This is a genomic window from Sphingomonas sp. DMC8, assembly GCF_056314185.1.
On sequence record NZ_JBQUYV010000004.1, the window covers coordinates 143896 to 162079 of the forward strand.

Genomic DNA, 18184 nt, shown 5'->3' on the forward strand with positions numbered 1-18184 from the left:
CTAGGAGACCACCATGCCAGATCCTGTACTCCGGCCCGGCAACGGGCTGCTGCTGATCGCGCTGCAGAGCGCCGAAGGCACCTATGCCACCCCCTCGGCCGCGACCGACGTGATCCCGTATGAGGAAGAGTCGATCGACTTCAACAGCCCGTACAAGACGGAAGCCACCACCGAAGCGACCGGCACGCTGGCTGCGGGCGCGCCGCTGGTGATCGGCCAGGCTGCAACCTTCACTTTCCGCGCCCGCATGAAGGGCGCTGGCGCCGGTGCGACCTACAGCGCCAGCGTCAAGCCGCCGCATCACGCGCCGCTGTCGGCTTGCGGCTGGCTCGGCCAGTTCACCGCCGCGCTTGCCGCCGCCGCGCTCACCGCCGGCACCGCCAGCACCGCCACGCTGGGCACCGGCGCGGCGGCGACCGCCCAGGCCTATCGCGGCATGCCGCTCGTCCTCACCGGCGCGCCGGCGGCGGGCCGCACGCCGCTGATCACCGACTATACGGCGGCGAAGGTCGCGACGCTGAGCGAGACGTTCGGCTCGGCGCTCAGCACCAGCAACACCGGCGCGATCCCGGCCAACTGGACCTATGCGCCCACGTCGCCGGTCGACAGCACCTCGCGCGCCACCATGCACCCCTGCGCGACCATCTGGTATTACGAGGACGGCGTCCTGCATAAGTGGGGCGACTGCCGCGGCACGCTCGATCTGGAAGGCTCCAGCGCCCGCCCGGGCATGGCGACCTTCAGCTTCACCGGCGTGTATCTGGGCCGCAGCGACGCGGCCATTCCCACCGGTATCGTCTATCCGGGCCAGTCCGCGCCGCTACTGGTGCAGGGGGCGAACACCAGCGCCGCGATCCAGATCGCGAACAAGAACCTGCCGATCAGCAAGTGGAGCCTGAAGAACGGCGGCCAGATCGAAACGCCGGACGATCCCAACACCACCTATGGCTTCGGCACCGGCCAGATTGCCGATCGCGCCCAGGTGCTGCAGGTCGATCCGCTGATGACGTTCGTGGGCACGCGCAACGTGCTCGCCGATATCGCCGCCTTTTCCCAATATCCGGCGGCGCTTCAGTTCGGTTCGGTCAACGGCAATCGCTGGTCGCTGCTGCTCCCGCTGGCCCAGCCCACCGATGCGACGCCGGCCACGCGCGGCAAGCTGCGGTCGGAAACCATCAACTATCAGGCGATCAACCCGCTTGCCCGCGACAGCGCCAATCGCGATGGCGATGTCGTGATCTGCTTCTGGTGATTCCATGACGATCCTGACAAGCACCACCGCAACGCTGCCCTTCACGCCGCCCTGGCTGGAAGGGCAGCCCGACGCCCCGGTGTTCCACCTGCGCGCCGGCAGCACCATCGAACGCGGCGAAATGAATGCCGTGCTGGACGGCCGGCTGCGCGCCGCCGTCGTCTATGATTTCCACCTGCGCGCCGTGCAGATGGACGGCATCCGCGCCCTGTTCGCCGGCGATCCCGCCTTCGAACGCCTGCTGGAACTGTTCGGCGCCGATGCGGAGGAACAGGCCCGGTTCAGCGCGGAAGACAAGGCGCTGGTCGAACAGGTCGATACGCTGCTGGTCGATCACTGGCCGGCCTATGCCGATCTGGTCGAACAGACCCGCCGCCGGCGCGAGCTGGCGCCGATCGTCGCGTTGCAGCGCTTCTGCACCGGTTGGGAAAATCTGGCCGACGAACATGGCCACCCGATCGACTATGCGCGCGGCAAGGATGGCCTGGTGGCGGATGCGGCGCTGCGCCGCATCGATCAGTTCACGCTGCGCTTCGCAGGCAACGCGGCCTTCAACCTGCAATTCGGCGGGGGACAGGAAAAAAACTCCGCGCGGCCGTCACCGTCCGGCGACGGCCAGAAGACTTCGCCTTCGGCCTCACGGCCGGCGAGGGGTGGGAAATCGAAGGCGACCGCTGGCCGGAAAACCCGCGCCTGACGCTGCCGGCATGGGTGTGGCCTGTGGTGGACCTGTATTTTCTGTCCAACCGCTACGCCTCGCCCCTGGGTGGCCGGGGGCTGCCATGCCCCGGCAGCGTGGGGGAACAGCCAGCTGCTTTACTCGACGCCTTCGCCCTGCTGGAGGCGATGGAGAAAGCGCCGGAATGAACCTTTCTCTCCCGCGCACTGACTGTTTCCCTGCTGTGTACGGCAATAGGTTCCGCGCCCTCGGCAAGGCTGAAGAACGGGGGACAAGATGAAGAACGTGAAATGGGCTGCGACGCTCGCGGCGGCCATGTGCATCGCCGGTACGGCGCAGGCACAGGTACAGGCGCAGCCGGCGGTGGCCGTGCCGGCGGCACCGGCTACTGGCGCGGTGCTGCGCGTCGGCACGGAAGTGCCGCTGCGGCTGAGTGAAGAACTCACCACCAAGGGCAAGAAGCTGAAGGTGGGATACCGCTTCCATCTGGAGGTGGCGGAAAATGTGATGGTCGACGGTCACGTCGTCATCCCCGCCGGCACGCCGGCCTTCGGCGAAGTGACCGATGTGCGCAACAAGGGCATGTGGGGCAAATCCGGGCACATCAATGCGCGGGTGCTCTATGCGCTGCTCAACGGCCGGCAGATTCGCCTGACCGGCAATTTTGACGAAAAGGGCACTACGGGCACGGCCGGTGTGGTTGGCGCCGTGGCGTTCCTGCCGGTGGCGGGCTTCTTCACCACCGGCACCAGTGCGAAGCTGGCGGTGGGTACGCCGGTAAAGGGCTTTATCGACGAAGACGTGCCGCTGTCGTTCGGCGCTGCATCTGCCCCGCCGCCGCTGGTGGTGCCGGTGGAAAAGGCGGCGGGTACGCAGCAGTAACAGGCCGCCACCGGCGCGGCGCAATCGACAGGGCTTCCGGGGCGACCCGGGAGCCCTTTCTTGTTTTGGGGGCGGTGGTGGCGGATGGCGTCGATCTCATCATGGACGGCGCCGCGCTCAGCCGTGAAGGGGATAGCATGGTTCGCGCCTATCTGGGTGCGGCCAAGCGTGCCGTCGCCACCGCCACGCGCAGGGGCGAAAAGGATCTTGAGGCGGCGACCGCTGCGGCGGGCGGCGGCAGGCTGGCGCGCGCATGGAAATCCGATGTGTATCCGCGCACCGGCGTTGCCCGAAACCCGACAGGCGAAATCTTTGGCAATGGCAGTTATCGCACACAGGGCGCGCTGATCTATTGGACGCAGTCCGGAACGGCGCAGCCTGCTCGGGGCGGCTTCTTTGCCGTGCCTACCGATGCCGTCGGCATCCAACCGCGCTCTGTGCGCAGCCAAGCCACGCAATATATGATCACGCCGCGCGAATGGCAGCAGCGTACCGGGCTTGGCCTGCGGCTGATGGCGCGGCCGGGCAAATCGCCGGTCCTGATGGCGTTCGCGCCGCCGGGTTCGCGCAAGCGCGTGCCGAAGGGGCCGGTCTTCGTATTGATCCCGCAATTCCGGCTGCGCGGGGCGGTGTCGATCGACGATGTACTGGCGGCGGCGCGGGAAGCGCTGCCGTCCGAATTTTTCGCTGAGGTTGCCGCCCTTCGATAAGGCGCGCGTCCGCTTTCCTGCTCTTTCCACAATGAGGTGATTCATGGCGCGCGTGACGGAAATCGTCGCGCGCCTCCAGTTGCAGGCAGAACAGTTTTCTTCGGAATCGGGGAAGCAGTTCGCCGATCTGGCGGCGCGCGCGAAAAAGGCATCCGGAGACGTGCGGCGGGAATTCGTTGGCGCCTTTGCAGAGGTGCAGCGCGTTGCCCAGACCGCGTTGCAGCTGCCGCGCACCGATACCGGCTCGCTCGACCTGTCGCGTGAAATCGCCCAGTTGAAGGCGCAGCAGGCCGCCGCCGAAAACGACGCAGCGGCGCAGCGCGAACTGGCGGCGGCGGCGAATGCCGTGGCCGCCAGCGGCAGCCAGACCGCTGCCAGCCAGAAGCTGGTTGCCGATGCGGCGATGGTCGCGGAACGCGCGGCGCAGGAAGAGGCCGCCGCGATCCGCGCGAAGATCCTGGCGTATGAGGAATTGCAGGCGGAGCTGGCGAAGACGGTCAGCAATACGCGCGTGCTTACCCAGTCCGAGCAGGAACTGGTGAATACCTCGGGCCGCAACAAGGCCGGCCTTGTCAATCTGGGGCAGCAGTTCACCGATTTTGCGGTGCAGGTTTCGTCGGGGCAGAGCGCCGCCATCGCCTTCGCCCAGCAGATGCCGCAGGCGGCCTATGCCGCGTCGCAGATGGAAGGGGCTTTGGGCAAGGTGGGTGCCTTCCTCACCGGCCCCTGGGGTACGGCGCTCACGATCGCCACGGTGGTAGCGGTGCCTTTCGTCGCAAAGCTGCTGGACGGTGCGGATGCAGCGAAGGAACAGGCGAAACGGCTGGAGGAAGCGGTCACCGCTGCGGATTCCTATGGGGCCGCGCAAACGCTGCTGGGCAAGATACTGGATCTTACCACGGGTAAGATGAAGACGCAGAATGAGGTGCTGATCCAGTCGATCAAGCTGCAGGCACAGGCCAATATCCTCGACGCGAAAAAGAAGCAGAAGGATGCATCCGACACGCTGGCCGGCGTCGGTCAGCCCACATTTGCAGAGAATACCAGCGCTTCGTTCTCGGCAATCGGATCGATGACTGCAGGCGCCCCGAATATATCTGGTGCAGAGGAGCAGGCATCGGCGCTCGCCACGCGTCTCGCTCCCCTGCGCGCGGTTCTGACCGATTACATTAATCTGGTGAATGATCCGCGCTCGACCGGCAAGCAGCTGTCCGCCGGTCTGGATGATACGATTGGTCGCCTCGACAAGCTTAGCGCATCCGGTAAGCTGGCGGGCCGGGATTTGATCGACGCCAAATCGGCGGTGCTGGCACTCGGCAAGACAGTCAACGACATCAGCGCTAATCAGATGGTGGTTGACGCTATCGACGGCAAAGGCGTTGCCGACCCGCTGAAGCCCTACAAGCGCGATCCAAAGCCGAAGAAACCTAAAAAGCCGAAGGACTATTCGGGCAGCGACAATGCGGCGGAACAGGAAATCGCGGCGATCAATGCACAGTGGGACGAACAGCCCAGGCTGATCGACCGCGCCCGGCTGGACACGCTGAAGCTCGACAACGTCATGGAGCGGTTGGCGAAGCGCGATCAGACGCCCGAGGTGAAAAAGCTGATCGCGATGGTCGGTCAGGCGCGGCAGGCGATCGTGGACGGCATGGATCGTCCGTTCCAGCAGTTCGTCCGGTCGCAGCGTGAAAGCCTGGAGGTCGGCCAGCTGGTGCTGGCGGGGCGGGATGCGGAGGCACAGGCGCTGCAGAATGTGCTGCGCCTGCAGGATGCGCAGGGCACCGTGACCGATGCGCAAATCAAGCGCGTCTATCAGCTCGCCCGGCAGCACGAGGCGATCACGCGGCTGCTGGAGGATCAGCGCCGCGTCGTCGGCATCTATGAAAATGCCTGGAGCGGCGTGCTCGATCAGGTCGACAAGGTGTTCGGCCGCATCCAGGGTAACGCCGGCGGCCTTGTGGGCGTGGTGCAAAAGCTGCAGCGCAACTTGCTGGAAAATGCCCTGTTCGGCGGTATCGATCAGGATATCGAGCGCTATATCCGACAGGCGACCGGCAAGCAGACCCCTGCGGAGATACTGCAGGGACAGGCAAAGGATGCCGGTGCCACACTGGGGAGCAGCGTCGGCAGCGCATCCGATGCGGTTCGCAGCTTTGCCGATGTTGTTCTGGACGCGACCGCGCGGATCAAGGGTTATGATCCTGCCGCGATCCGCGCGGGACGGGCGGCGGTGGGTTCGGTCGGTTCAACGGTCGGTGGCATCGCTGCCGGCCTGTACGGCCCCGCGTTCGGCGCCAACGATAACGGCTCGCAGGAAATCACCGTGGTGGCAAAGGCGTTGCCCGAAGCGGCGCTGGGGCTGGTGAAGGCATCCGGGGTCTGGAGCATTGCCACCGACGGCTTTGTCCGGCGCCTTGATGCGCTGGGCATCCGGCTGCCGAAACAGCTCGCCGATGGCATCAAGACGGTGCTCCCGGCCGTGCTGGAAGGTGCTGCCTATGGCCAGATCGGCGGAAATGTCTTTTCCGCCCTGGGCGGGGGAAAGAGCGACAATACCGCAAGCGCGATCGGTGGCGCGTGGGGCGAGCAGTTCGGCAAACAGCTCGGCCCCGCCATTTCGGATGCGGTGGGCGGCGCAGCAGGCGATCTGCTGGGCGGCCTTGCCGGGCCGCTGGGTGGCGTGCTGGGTGGCGTGCTGGGCAATGTGGTGGGCGATCTGTTCAAATCCACCCCGCGCGGTTCGGCCCAGATCACCAGCGTCGACAGCAAGGCGGTAGTCAGCGGCAATTCCTCGGCCGTTCAGGCCGATCTGGGCGGCCTGGCTACCAACGTGCAGACCGGCATCCAGAAAATTGCGGATGCCTTTGGCGCCGATATCGGCAGCTTCGCGGTCAGCATCAACAAGTACAAGGACAGTTACCGCGTCGATCCTTCCGGCGGCACCAGCGTGGGCGGCAAGTATGGCGACAAGGACGGCGTACTGAAGTTCGACAACGATCCGCAGGGGGCCGTGCGCGCCGCCATCGCCAACGCGCTGTCGGACAGGGCCATCAAGGGGATCAGCGATGCGTCGCAGCGCATTCTGGCATCGGGCAAGGATCTGGAAACCGCGATCAGCAAGGCGCTGCTGATCGAACAGGTGCCGAAGGATCTGAAGGCATGGCTCGATCCCGTCGGTGCGGCGGTCGACGAAGTGAACCGCAAGTGGAAAAAGACTGTCGACGCGCTGAAGGAAGGCGGCGCCTCTGCCGAGCAGATGGCGCAGGCGCAGCAACTCTATAACCTGCAACTGGCGCAGGCGAAGAACAGCACCGCCAGCGCATCGCAGACGCTGAAGGATTTCCTGACCGGGCTGAAGCTGGGCAGCAATTCGCCCTATTCGCTGCGCGATCAGGAATCGACGGCGCTGGCGAAGCTGCAACCGTTTCTCGACCAGATCAACGCCGGCCAGTCGATCGACCAGCAGGCCTATCAGGCGGCGGCGAACGCCGCGATCGACGTGGAGCGGCAGCTATACGGATCGACCCAGCAGTTCTTTTCCTTCCTCGATCTGGTGCAGGGCGCCACCAGCAAGGCAATCAGCTCGATCGACAATGCGGTGCCGGTCACGAAGGCAGTGGAAAGCCCGTTCGCCAGCGCGACTGCCGACAACACGAAGAAGCTGACCGAACAGACGGACGATACCAACACGCTGCTGTCGAAGATTGCCGACACGCTGGCCTCCATCGCCGGGGATACCGGCACCAGCAACAGCTTCATCACTGCCCTTCGCAACTACGGGTGAACCATGCCAGCAACTGATGCCGATATCGGCGCCGGGTCGCGCGCGAATGTCGTCGCGACCTGGTCGAGCGCCGCCATTGCCGCGCGCTATCCTTCCGCCCGCGACGGCGGCACGGACCCGGCGACCGGCTATTTCGACGCCATCGCCGATGCCCAGACCATCACCGATGCGCGCGGTGCGCTGATCGGCACCGATCGCCGGCGCTTTGCCGTGGAGGTGCAGGATGTGCTGGTGCCCGCGCTTTCCGCCGGCATTCCGCAACTGGCGCTGATCGACAGCGAACAGGCGGCGAACGGCACCTTCCTGGCATCGCGCATCGAAGTCGATCTGGAACAGGATCGCACCAGCTATGAGCTGTTCGGCTGATGGCGAACGCATTCCTGCTCGCCCCGCTGGCGCCGGTGGCCCAGTCGGCCGTGTCCACGGTTCAGGCCGGCACGCCCGCCAATGCGTTCAACGATTATGCTGGCATCGTCGTGCAGCTCGCCTGCGATACCAGCGGCAATGTTGCGGCGCTGCGGTTCGATCTGGGCGCCGATACGCAGTTCGACACGGTGATGGTGTTCGGTATCGAGCTGCTGCCGCAGACCGCGCCGCAGTTCACGATCAACTATGCCACGGCGGCGCAGGGCAACTTTACCGGCAGCTTTTCGACCGATTCGAGCGGCAGTTGCTACGCCGGCTCCATCCTGCCGGTGTCCGGCAAGGGCGTTTCCTGGCTGATGCTCTCCGCGCCCGTCACCGCCCGCTATGTGCAGCTCAACTGGTATGCCGGCGCCGCCGGCCAGTCGGTGCGCCTGTCGCGCATCGCGATCGGCAAGCGGTTTCAGCCCAGCCGCAATTTCAGCTTCGGCGCCCAGCCGGGGGTGCGCGATCTGGGCTCGGTCGACTTTTCCTCGCGCGCCGTGCTGCTGCGCTATCGCGGCAAGAAGCTGCGCACCATCGCCCTGCCGTTCGATTACATCACCAAGCAGGAGGCAGAGGCCACCAGCCTGCGGTTGCAGGAACAGCTGGGCAATACGGAAACGCTGGCGCTGTGCACCGATCCCGGGGCCGATCCGCAGCGGCAGAACCGCTGCTATTTCGGGCCGCTGGTGGGTGACCTGAACCATGTCTGGGCCAAGGCGGCAGCCTGGCAGCTGAAGATCAACATGGTGAGCCTGTTCTGATGCGCGGCTGGGTCCAGATCGATGCATGGGATCCGGTGGCCGGCGCTGCCGTGACGTTGCAGGCGACGAATGAGGATGATGTCGCCACCTGCATGGCCGCCGGCGGCCCGTGGTGGCCGATGATCGCGAAGATGCCGGTGTTGCGCTACGACTTCTTCGACGGTGCGTTCGGCGACCAGATCACCGCGCCGTCGTCGTCGCTGGCGATGCAGGTGGAAGCGTGGCCGAATTTCGCTCGCTATGCGCTTGCAGACGCGCGTATCCGCCTGTGGATCGATCTGGCGGCCCAGCCCATCCTGGACGCCCGCATCACCGGGCAGCCGGTGATTGCCCGGGGGCAGGCGACCATCCAGTTTGCCGTGGACGATCGCTGGCTGGATAATCCGCTGCTCACCACCTATGCCGGCACCACCGGTGCGGAAGGGCCAGCTTCGCTGAAGGGCACGCCAAAGCCGCTGGCGCTGGGCGCGCCGCGCTATGTTGCCGGCAAGCTGATCGATAGCGTCAACAACGTGTTTCAGGTCTCTGGCTATGGCGCGGTGCAGGGTTTCGAGGCTGCGCTGGAGCGGCTGGCGCGGTTCGGCGCGCCGATGCAGGATTATGCCAGCTATGCGGCGCTGGTGGCCGCCACCATTCCGGCAGGGCAATGGGCCACCGCCAAGGCAGTCGGCATGGCGCGGTTCGGCGCGCCGACCAACGGGCAGATCAGCTTCCTGTTGCAGGGCGATGCGGCCGGCGCCGATGGCTGGGCGCGCAAGCCCGGGCAGCTTATCCGCCGCATCGCCCAGCTTTCGGGCGGCACCGGCAAGATCGACGACACATCGCTGAACGCGCTCGATACGGCACGTCCCTACAATCTGTCGGTCTATGTCGAACAGCAGACGACGGCGCGTGAGCTGATCCAGTCGATCGCCGCCAGCCTGAACGCGGTTGCGGTGGTGAGCTGGACCGGCAAGCTGTGCGTGCTGCCGATCGCGCTGGGCACGGCCACGGCGACGCTGGCCGCCGATGGCAGCGCGCTGCCGCCGGTGCGGTCGGTGGAGCAACAGGAAATCGCGCCGCCGTTCAAGCGCCTGTCGCTCACGGCAGAACGCACCTGGACAGTGCACGCGCTGGCGGACATCGCCTTTGCCGACACGCTGGTGGACATGGGGCCATACAATCCCAACACCACCTACCGCGCGGGAAACATCACCCAGTCGGGCGGCTCGAGCTATAAATACATCAACCCCACGCCGACGGCGGGCAATGCACCGCCCAATACGACCTATTGGAGTGTGCTGGCAGCGCAAGGGGTGCAGGGCGCCCAAGGCGCCGACGCGATCAACAACGTCAACCGACTGCGCAACTCGCAGTTCGAGCGGGGCACGCAGGGGTGGAGAGTGCCCTACTTGAACAACGCCACCCTGCAAAGCGGGTACCCAACCTCCGGCGTGTATAATGGCTCTAGCTACTACAAGGCTTTTGCGAACGCATCGTCGGCGTCGAGCCAATTTTCGCTCGGGGACGACAATGCCAATGGCTATCATTTTCCTGTCAATGGTGGAGAGCGCCTGGCGGTCCAGCACGGCGTGGAGGCGCTGGGAGCTGTATCCTCGATAGCTTCGGTCATATGGTGGAATGCCGCTGATGGCAGCAGGCCCTGGGGCAACTCTGCGGTCGGCTCGCTTAATGGGCCGCAAGGGTACAACACGCCTGTGCGAGGCTTTGTGACGGCTCCCGCGGGTGCGGTCTCCGGTGATCTGGAAGTGTATGTCAACGCATCCGGCGCCGGCAGCTTCGGCGCGTCGATCACGCTGCCGATGGTATCCAGCGCCACTGCGACGCAAACCGCATTTCCTCCATTCACCGCGGGGCCGGTAGATGGCAATGACGGTGTCTCGACAGCCCAGGTCACCATCTACCAGCGCGCAACCAGCACGCCTGCGCTACCCAGTGCGGCTGCGACCTACACTTTTGCCACCGGCGCGATCAGCGGCCTGAACAATGGCTGGGGCGCAACCATCCCAAGCGGCACGGCGCCGGTTTACACTTCGCAGGTGGCCGTCACCGGAACGGGGGCAACAGCGACGATTACGGCCGCAAGCTGGAGCGCCGCCCAAAAAACGATCGACACGGGCACCACCGCGCGCGTCGCGCTTTCCGGCGACGACACGATTGCGACGAGCGGCTCGACTGAAACGACGATCGCCAGCACCACGATGACGCTGCCCAGTGGCGGTAATCTGAAGATCGGTGGCGGCATCAGCAACAATGTCGGGCAAGGATCGCAGGTTTCGTTCACGACGCTGCGTCTGAAGGTGGCGGGCACCACCGTGGCTAGCGGCACGCTGGGTATTGCGGCAAACGGGTCGATCACGTCGGACCCCACGGCTGCATGGTCGGGCAGTCTCTACAGCAACCCGTCGTCGGGATCGGTAACAGTGTCGCTAACCAGTCAGCGCAGCGGGCCCGCCGCCTCCGGGGGCGCAAGCTACACGGCCAATCTGCTGGTGGAGGCGGTATCGTGATCGGCTGGATTGACGCGACCGGCGAGCTGGTGCGTGTGTCCGCGCCGGATGAGCCGGTGCCGGAATGCAATGGGTTCGACCACGTCGACGTGCCGGCGGACTGGTTTTCGGGCCAGATGGTGTGGGACGCGACAGCGCGCGCATTCGTCCCGCGCGACCTGCTTGGCGCCGCCAAGGACCGTGCATGGATGGCCGTGAAAGCGGCCCGCGATGTAGCGCGAGCGAAGTGCGACACGCCGGTCGGCCGCGTAGACTGCAGCGATCGCAGCCTGATCCTCACGAACGGTGCGGCGCAGATGGCCCAAATGGCGCGCGATGCCGGCGATGAGGCTGGCTGGTCGATCGGCTGGACCATGGCCGACAACAGCGTGGTGACGTTGTCGGCACCCCAGATGATCGCCGTGGCGAGCGCAGTCGGCGCACATATCGCCGCATGCTGGGCGCATGGGCAGGTGCTGCGGTCCGCCATCAATGCAGCCGACAGCATCGAAGCGCTGGACGCGATCGACATCACCACCGGCTGGCCGGGCCAAGCCGCCACCTGACCTGAACACATCATCGGGAGAACTGCCATGTTCACGCGATTGCGCGCCTGGGCACATCAGGTGCTGGGCGCGCTCGACCAGCTCGCGCTGGTGCTGATCGCCGCGCCCTTCTTTCTGCTGGGTCTGTGCCCGTGCCCGCTGGCGTTCGAGACGATCAGCGCGCGCGTGGGCGCCAGCGCGGCGGCCGGTGCGCGCTGGGCCGTGGCGGCGGCGTGGATCATCGACCGGCTGATGCATCTGGTTGCGGGCGCGCCGCCGGGCCATTGCGCGCGTTCGGCCGCGCGGGTGGCCCGGATGCGGGCGGCGGTCGAAGATAGAGACGTAGCTGCCACGCGGCCGGGGGTGGCAGCATGACTATGAAGGGGGCACCGATGACGCCATTTTTTGAAGCTGCGCTGGCGAAATATGGCTGGGTGTGGGTGGGCCTCACCTTTGGCTTTGCCGCCAAATATGCGCTGCTCATCAAACGCGGCGTGCGGGTTCAGGCCCGGCTGGTCTTTGCGGACATGCTGCTGCTGCCGATGGTGGCGCTGATCGCCTATTGGCTGGCGAGCCGCGCCGGACTGGAGGCAGAGGCGCGGGCGCTGTTCGCGGCCTTCTGCACCGTCGGCGCCGATCGCCTGATCAAGTTGCTGACGGACCGTTTCGTGGCGCGTCTGGGCGCCACACCTGTCCCCGGCGCGGACGCCTGATCCCCGCCTGAACCCAAAGGAAATCGACAATGGACCTCACGACGCTTCGGCGGCGGCTGGCGGCGCTTGGCCACGCGCCATCGCCCGAAGGTGCGCCGTTCGGCGCGGCGGATCGCGCCGCGATCGTCGCCGCGCTCACCGATGGCCCCGATTATCGCCTGACCGACGACGACATTGCCGATGCCGCGCACCGGCTGAATGTCGACCCGGCCGCGATCTGGGCGGTATGGGATGTAGAGGGCTGTGCGTCGCCCTTCATCGCAGGTCGGCCGACGATCCTGTTCGAACCGCACCGGTTCAGCCGTGCGACCGGACACCGCTATGATGCCTCGCGCCCGACGATTTCTTCGCGGACGTGGAATCGCGCGCTCTATCCGGCGGCGCAGGTCGGGCGGTGGACCCAGTTGCTCGACGCGGTCGCGCTCGACGTGGACGCGGGCTTTGCCAGCGCCAGCTATGGCGGCTTTCAGATCCTGGGCGAGAACTATGCATTGTGTGGCGCCGTCTCGCCCTGGGCCTTTGCCTGGCAGCAATCGCAGACCGAGGCCGATCAGCTGGCGGCATTCCTCGCCTTCGTCGAGGGCGCGGGGTTGGCGCCGGCGCTGCGGCGCGGCGACTGGGCGGCGTTCGCGAAGGGCTATAACGGCAGCGCGTATCGTGAAAACCGGTACGACCAGCGGTTGGCCGCTGCCTATGCCAAGCGAAAGGCAGCGGCATGACACAGCGTGAGCACCTGGTGGCCTATCTCGCCACGCTGGCGGCGCTGGTGGTGGTGTTCGTCTCCGCCCTGATCGTGGGCGCGGTGGCGCCCGGTGTCGTCGGCAAGATCGGCGAATTTGGCCTCGCCACCATCACCGGCGGCCTGATCGGCGTGCTGCGCCTGCCGTCCGGCCCGTCCAATCCTGAGGAAAAGCGATGAACCCCTTCCGATATGTATCCGCCGGCCTCGGTCTGGCGCTGCTGATCGTGTCCGGGCTGATGGCGCATTATGCGCACCAGCGCGATGCGCTGCGGCAGGCCGTCTCCATCGCCGCCCATGCGGTCGACAAGAACAAGCGGCCGGTCACGCTCGGCACGCACGCCGCGATCGATCAGGCCACGATCCTCGGCAAGGCCGTCGACGATGCGCGACAGGCGCGCGCCGATGCTGCGGCGGCCGATGCCAATCACGCACTGACCGTAGAGCGCCGCGACGGCGCCATTGCACAGGAGATATCCCGCGATGTTCAATCGAAGCTCGATCGCGTCCAGGCGGAACTGGATGCTAGCCGCGCTCTTGCTGCCAGCCGCCTGCGCCAGCTCGCCCAGGCCAGACCCGATCCGGGTGGTGGCGGAGCGGCGTCAGACCCCGCGCCTGCCGACGCCACCTGCCGCGCTGTTGCAGCCGCCAGCTGTGACGAAATTCTTGCCCTCCTCGCGGCAGGCGAGCGCAACACCGGCCAGCTCCTCGGCTGGCAACGATGGTGGGCCGAAGTGAGCACGGCACGCGCGGCCGACGAAGCAGCTGAAGATGGCAGTGGAAACGCGCCGGACGGGGCTGCGCCGCGATAGCGCGCCTGTGCCGTTCCGCGATCCGGGAGAGCACCGAAATGGCATATCTGAACGACAAGATGGCGGCCAATATCCGCTATGTGATGCTCGAATATGAGAGGGTGACGTTGCAGGTTTCCGGCCTGGGCGCGACCGATGTGATCACGGTCAGCGGCGGCAATGCCTATGCCGATCCGCCCGTCGCGCTGATGGGCATCAACAAGTCGGATTCCTCGTTGCTCAGCAACGGCACCATCGCCGCGAACGGCCTGTACGAATTCGGCGTCGACGGCTGGATTTCGTGGAGCGTCGCGGCTGCCGGCGGGGGTGCCGCGACTTCGACGCCCAAGGTCACCATGCTGGCGAAGGGGTAAGCAAGATGGATCTGATTGCTCGCGTGATGGCCATGCGCGCCAAATCCAAGGCCGATGGCGTTGTCCCGATGGTCGGGGCCACCGCAAGTGCAGCGGGAGCCGGCGGCATGGTGCCGACGCCTGGTGCAGGCAGCGTGAATTGTGGGCTTACCGGCGGTGGCAACTATGTGCCTATTCCGGTTGCGCACGACAAGGCGAGGACGTGGAAACAGGGCGACCGCGTTATCGCCGCCGGGGCACTGGCAGAAGCCAACAGCGACATACCGGCAGGCACCGATTTCGCATGGGGGATCAGCGGCGCGACGTGGAAGCCGGTGACCTATCGCAATTGGCGCGGGCTCTACACCAAAAACACCGTCTATGCCGCCGGCGACATGTTCATCCTAGGCAATACGCTGGCATCAATGCCGCTGGTGGTGGAAACCGCGTTCACATCGTCGAACACGGCCGGCAAGACCGACGCGGAGACCTTCTGGCTGGACATGTACACCCCCGGCGGTGTCGGTGTGGGAAAAGTCGCTGCGGCGCCGTGGCCGGCGTCTCTGCATTACTACCGAGAATATCAGAGTGTCGGCGCGACGATGACGGCGCCGGGGCAGGTAGGCACGCTTCCGGCACCGCCTGCCGGTGCCATCGGGCAAGTCTATTACGGCAATGGCCAGTGGGGCGATGCCGGCGCGGCGCTGCTTAACCGCAACACCGGCGGCATCACCTACCTGGGCTATGGCGCCATGGTCAGCCGATATCGGGGGCAGTTCACCCGATCCGCCACCATGGCGACCTTCGCCAATGCGCAGCAATCGCAGTGGTGGACCTATTACGACACGGTGCCGCTGACACTGGGCGGCATTACCTTCTACATGGGGGATATTGTCGTCTGCGGAAACACGATCACCGGTACGCCGGCCGATTTCACGGCGTTCTCGCTTCAGTCCGCGCGCACCTTCGGCTTCATGGACAAATGGAAGCTGGACATGGCGGGCGACAGCTTCAAGCTGCTCGGTGCGGGCGATTTGTTCCAGACAGTTGCCGCCAGTACCGTCACGGTCATCAACCTTGCCCAGGGCGCGAACTGGAACAGCAGCTCTTATGCATTCTCCGCGAACGGAGACGGCGGCATCAAATGCAATATCGCCGGCATCATCCGCATCACCGCAAATCTTGCGCTCGATGCCGGCACCGGTGCGACCAATACCGGTCGGCGCACGCTCATTGTTACCTGTGGTGCGAACACGCTTGGGTCGACCACCTGCTACATGCCTACGGATCAAGCCGATATCGCGGCTATGCCATACAGCACGATCCACCAGGCGGCCAAGGACGAGGTCGTTTACCTAAAGGCGTATCACTGGTGGGCCACCGGTCTTCGTTGCCGCATGGCGGTGGGTATGGGCTGCGATCTGGCGGTGGAGCTGCTGAAGGCGGTTTGACGGCGCAGGATGCCGCCGCCCTCGACTCCCATGCATGTTCCTGTCATGTTCTCGGTATGCGCCGCCGAGTCGACAACCCCGAATTGCGCTTTCTGGTAAAGCGCGGCCTTCAGACCTTCCCGCTGTCGCTGCTACGCGACCTGAGCCGGGGCACCGATGTGCGCCAACGCGCATTAGATCGAGCAACGGACATCATCATGGAGCGGCTCGACCATCTCGACTATACCGCGCCGCCACCGCTGGAAAATCACGGAAGCTGATCAGCCGCCATGTCGGCGTAGAGCGCACCACCGCCTTGCTGGACGCGATGCGGGCGGCGCGAGGGAATGGATGATGATGAATGTCGAAGGCACATGGTGGTTGCTGGTGGGAGAGCAGCTATTCGATGAAGAACGCACGCGCCAACTGACACTATCCGCGGGCGATGCGCTGGATGGGCGCTCCGGTGAGCGCCTTGGACGCTACTCGTTGCTGGAGGCCGAAATCACCATCAGGCTAGGCCCCGACAGGATCGTTGCCCGGGTGCCAGAACGCGGCCAGGGTTCGATCAGCGGAAATCTGTTCTCGGGGAAGGGCGCGAAGCAGCTGATACTGCCGGCGACACTCTTTCCGCTATCCTGGCGTCCGCCCTCCGATGTGGAGATCGAAACGATGCTACGCGAGCTGGGCGTTTGATCGAGTGGGAAACACCGGCCCGCGCACAGCCATTTTTGCTGCATCATAGGGCCGTTGCAGATCGAGAATGTCTTCGTAGCTGCCGCGCAACCAGCGATCGATCTCGGCCGGGTCCAGTATCGTAATCATCGCCTTGGGGTGGATGGGCGCAACGAGCGCGTTGGGATCGCACGTCACCATCGCGAAGCCCGCGCCGGCGGCGTTGGTCTGCCAGAAGCCCGCAACGGCGAAGCAGGGCTGATCGGTGACGCTGAACCACATCTCTCCCTTCAGCGGTGGCTTGCCGTCGCCCAGGTCGTGCTTTTCGGGTGTAAACTCTGCAAATTCTGTCAGAGGGACGATGCACCGGTTTTCGGGTTTCTCCGCAAGGCGTTTCCATTGCGGCAGCTTCAGGTTGCGTATGTTGGTCATGGGCCATGCCGCTTGGCCGCCCAGTGCGTCCCATTGCATCACATCCCATGCGCGTTCGCCGCAGTGCTCCCGGATCACGTAATTGCGCGACTTGGGGCGCAGCTCGGCTGGCGCAAAGCGGTTGTCGCGCGGGCGTTCGCTGAAAAGCTTGGCTGTCGCGCCGAACAGGGTTTCCGGCTCGCCCCGGAATCGCGCTCTGTTGCACATCGGGTGATGATATCAGCGGTCAGGGCTCTGGCGCTAGGGATCAATCCATAACGCCCGCGCGGCGACACCACGAGGCGCAGGGCGGCACGTGGAATTTTCCTTATACGTGCAGGCTGTAGATAGACTGACAGGCATCCTCTTTCGCCATCAGCCCCGCCGGCGCAAATCAGTCCTGCCTGGTGTCCACCCCATGGTAGGCGCGTGCGCATCATCGGCAATCTGGATCGGTTCCGAAACGGCGGGGAATTACGCCAGCGCACAAATCGGGGAAGCCCATGGCAAGCAGATGCTGGTCCGTCAGGCGGTGCGGGCCGGCATGCCGCTGGCGGGGACCGGCTGTGCGATCCGGCGGACCATGCTGGCCCGCATCGCCGAGGCGCGCGGCGGGCTGCCGTTCGATTCGACCAGCCTTACCGAGGATTATGAGCTGGGCCTGACACTGCGGGCGATGGGCGGCGACTGCGTGCTGGCGCGGGTGCCCGAGCGGCCGGGCGGCCCGCCGGTGGCGGTGCGGGCCTATTTTCCGGAAACGGTGCGCGCGGCGGTGCGGCAAAAGGCACGCTGGATGACGGGCATCGCACTCGCCGGCTGGGACCGCACCGGGTGGAGCCGGTTCTGGGACATGGGCGACCACTGGATGCGCATGCGCGACCGGCGGGCGACGCTTGCCATGCCCGTGCTCGCCGTCGCCTATGCCGCGCTGGTGCTATGGGGCATGGCGTTCGCCGGCCACTGGATAGCGGCCAGCACCATGCCGATGCCGCATCCGCTGGTATCCGGCCTGATCGGCACCAACCTCACCCTGCTCAGTTGGCGCACGCTGGTGCGGGCGAGCTTTGTCTTCCAGCTTTATGGCCTGGCCGAAGCGCTATGGTCGGTGCCGCGGATCGTGGTGGCCAATTATGTCGCGCTGCTCGCCGCCCGACGGGCGCTGACCTTGTATCTGGGCATCCTGGCCGGACAGGCGCCGCGCTGGGACAAGACCGCGCATCAGTTTCCCGACGAGGCCGGGGCGGCGTGACCCGGCAAGGGCGAGGGCGGCCGCTGCGCTTCGTTGCGCTCGTCGCCTTCGGTTGGCTCTGCCTGCGCGGCGCCTTGCTCTGGTCTTCGGACCGAGGCGCGCCGGTGCGTTACGGTCCGCGCGCGCCGGCTACGGATGCGGTGCGCCCTGCGGATGGTCCTGCCATGCGCGCGGCGGACTCTGCCAATCGCTCTGCGACTGCCCACCCGCTCGCGCCGAAAAGTGGGTGGAGCGGGGCATGTCGGGGCATCGAATATGTCCCGCTGTGCCACGGGATCGCACGGCGGCAGCAGTGGGGAACAGGTTCGCC

At 65.8% G+C, this 18184-nt stretch carries 20 protein-coding genes; 19 read left to right on the plus strand and 1 reads right to left on the minus strand.

Annotated features, from left to right (window positions below; all coding sequences use genetic code 11):
• The first annotated feature begins 13 nt into the window (after positions 1–13).
• The 18 genes from ACT53K_RS10180 to ACT53K_RS10265 all read left to right on the plus strand — a co-directional run bounded on the left by ACT53K_RS10180 (position 14) and on the right by ACT53K_RS10265 (position 16235).
• Complete coding sequence (locus ACT53K_RS10180; RefSeq protein WP_476228507.1) at positions 14–1252, plus strand: hypothetical protein; 1239 nt, start codon at positions 14–16, stop codon at positions 1250–1252.
• A 4-nt stretch (positions 1253–1256) separates the two neighbouring features.
• On the plus strand, positions 1257–1949 hold the full coding sequence (locus ACT53K_RS10185) for a hypothetical protein (RefSeq protein ID WP_476228508.1): 693 nt from the start codon (positions 1257–1259) through the stop codon (positions 1947–1949).
• A gap of 258 nt (positions 1950–2207) precedes the next feature.
• Complete coding sequence (locus ACT53K_RS10190; protein ID WP_476228509.1) at positions 2208–2813, plus strand: hypothetical protein; 606 nt, start codon at positions 2208–2210, stop codon at positions 2811–2813.
• 77 nt (positions 2814–2890) lie between these two features.
• Positions 2891–3523 (plus strand): hypothetical protein, encoded by a 633-nt coding sequence (locus tag ACT53K_RS10195; protein ID WP_476228510.1) that lies wholly within the window; start codon positions 2891–2893, stop codon positions 3521–3523.
• Positions 3524–3566: 43 nt separating this feature from the next.
• Entirely contained in the window at positions 3567–7310 is a 3744-nt protein-coding gene (locus tag ACT53K_RS10200; protein ID WP_476228512.1) for a hypothetical protein, read from the plus strand.
• 3 nt (positions 7311–7313) lie between these two features.
• Positions 7314–7676: a hypothetical protein gene (locus ACT53K_RS10205; RefSeq protein ID WP_476228514.1), complete on the plus strand. Its 363-nt coding sequence runs from the start codon at positions 7314–7316 to the stop codon at positions 7674–7676.
• Entirely contained in the window at positions 7676–8479 is an 804-nt protein-coding gene (locus ACT53K_RS10210) for a hypothetical protein (protein ID WP_476228516.1), read from the plus strand. The genes ACT53K_RS10205 and ACT53K_RS10210 overlap by 1 nt, the downstream gene beginning before the upstream one ends.
• On the plus strand, positions 8479–10989 hold the full coding sequence (locus tag ACT53K_RS10215) for a hypothetical protein (RefSeq protein WP_476228517.1): 2511 nt from the start codon (positions 8479–8481) through the stop codon (positions 10987–10989). Before ACT53K_RS10210 ends, ACT53K_RS10215 begins: the two co-directional genes overlap by 1 nt.
• Positions 10986–11534 (plus strand): DUF4376 domain-containing protein, encoded by a 549-nt coding sequence (locus ACT53K_RS10220; protein WP_476228518.1) that lies wholly within the window; start codon positions 10986–10988, stop codon positions 11532–11534. Before ACT53K_RS10215 ends, ACT53K_RS10220 begins: the two co-directional genes overlap by 4 nt.
• Positions 11535–11561: 27 nt before the next feature.
• On the plus strand, positions 11562–11888 hold the full coding sequence (locus ACT53K_RS10225) for a hypothetical protein (protein WP_476228519.1): 327 nt from the start codon (positions 11562–11564) through the stop codon (positions 11886–11888).
• Between the two features lie 17 nt (positions 11889–11905).
• Positions 11906–12226, plus strand: a complete 321-nt coding sequence (locus ACT53K_RS10230) for a hypothetical protein (protein ID WP_476228520.1) — start codon at positions 11906–11908, stop codon at positions 12224–12226.
• Positions 12227–12255: 29 nt separating this feature from the next.
• Entirely contained in the window at positions 12256–12945 is a 690-nt protein-coding gene (locus tag ACT53K_RS10235) for an N-acetylmuramidase family protein (protein WP_476228521.1), read from the plus strand.
• Positions 12942–13145, plus strand: a complete 204-nt coding sequence (locus tag ACT53K_RS10240; RefSeq protein WP_476228522.1) for a hypothetical protein — start codon at positions 12942–12944, stop codon at positions 13143–13145. Before ACT53K_RS10235 ends, ACT53K_RS10240 begins: the two co-directional genes overlap by 4 nt.
• Positions 13142–13777, plus strand: coding sequence for a hypothetical protein (locus ACT53K_RS10245; RefSeq protein WP_476228523.1), 636 nt, complete (start codon positions 13142–13144; stop codon positions 13775–13777). Before ACT53K_RS10240 ends, ACT53K_RS10245 begins: the two co-directional genes overlap by 4 nt.
• Positions 13778–13815: 38 nt before the next feature.
• Entirely contained in the window at positions 13816–14130 is a 315-nt protein-coding gene (locus ACT53K_RS10250) for a hypothetical protein (RefSeq protein ID WP_476228524.1), read from the plus strand.
• Positions 14131–14135: 5 nt separating this feature from the next.
• Positions 14136–15560, plus strand: coding sequence for a hypothetical protein (locus ACT53K_RS10255; RefSeq protein ID WP_476228525.1), 1425 nt, complete (start codon positions 14136–14138; stop codon positions 15558–15560).
• 56 nt (positions 15561–15616) lie between these two features.
• Positions 15617–15820 carry a hypothetical protein gene (locus tag ACT53K_RS10260; RefSeq protein WP_476228526.1) on the plus strand — a complete coding sequence of 68 codons (204 nt, stop codon included), beginning with the start codon at positions 15617–15619 and terminating at the stop codon, positions 15818–15820.
• 70 nt (positions 15821–15890) lie between these two features.
• Positions 15891–16235 carry a hypothetical protein gene (locus ACT53K_RS10265; protein ID WP_476228527.1) on the plus strand — a complete coding sequence of 115 codons (345 nt, stop codon included), beginning with the start codon at positions 15891–15893 and terminating at the stop codon, positions 16233–16235.
• Here the strand turns inward: ACT53K_RS10265 and ACT53K_RS10270 are convergent.
• Positions 16215–16853, minus strand: a complete 639-nt coding sequence (locus tag ACT53K_RS10270; protein WP_476228528.1) for an SOS response-associated peptidase family protein — start codon at positions 16851–16853, stop codon at positions 16215–16217. The two genes, ACT53K_RS10265 and ACT53K_RS10270, sit on opposite strands and share 21 nt — an antisense overlap.
• A gap of 190 nt (positions 16854–17043) precedes the next feature.
• Between ACT53K_RS10270 and ACT53K_RS10275 the strand changes: the two genes are divergently transcribed.
• On the plus strand, positions 17044–17874 hold the full coding sequence (locus tag ACT53K_RS10275; RefSeq protein ID WP_476228529.1) for a glycosyltransferase family 2 protein: 831 nt from the start codon (positions 17044–17046) through the stop codon (positions 17872–17874).
• Positions 17875–18184: the final 310 nt, after the last annotated feature.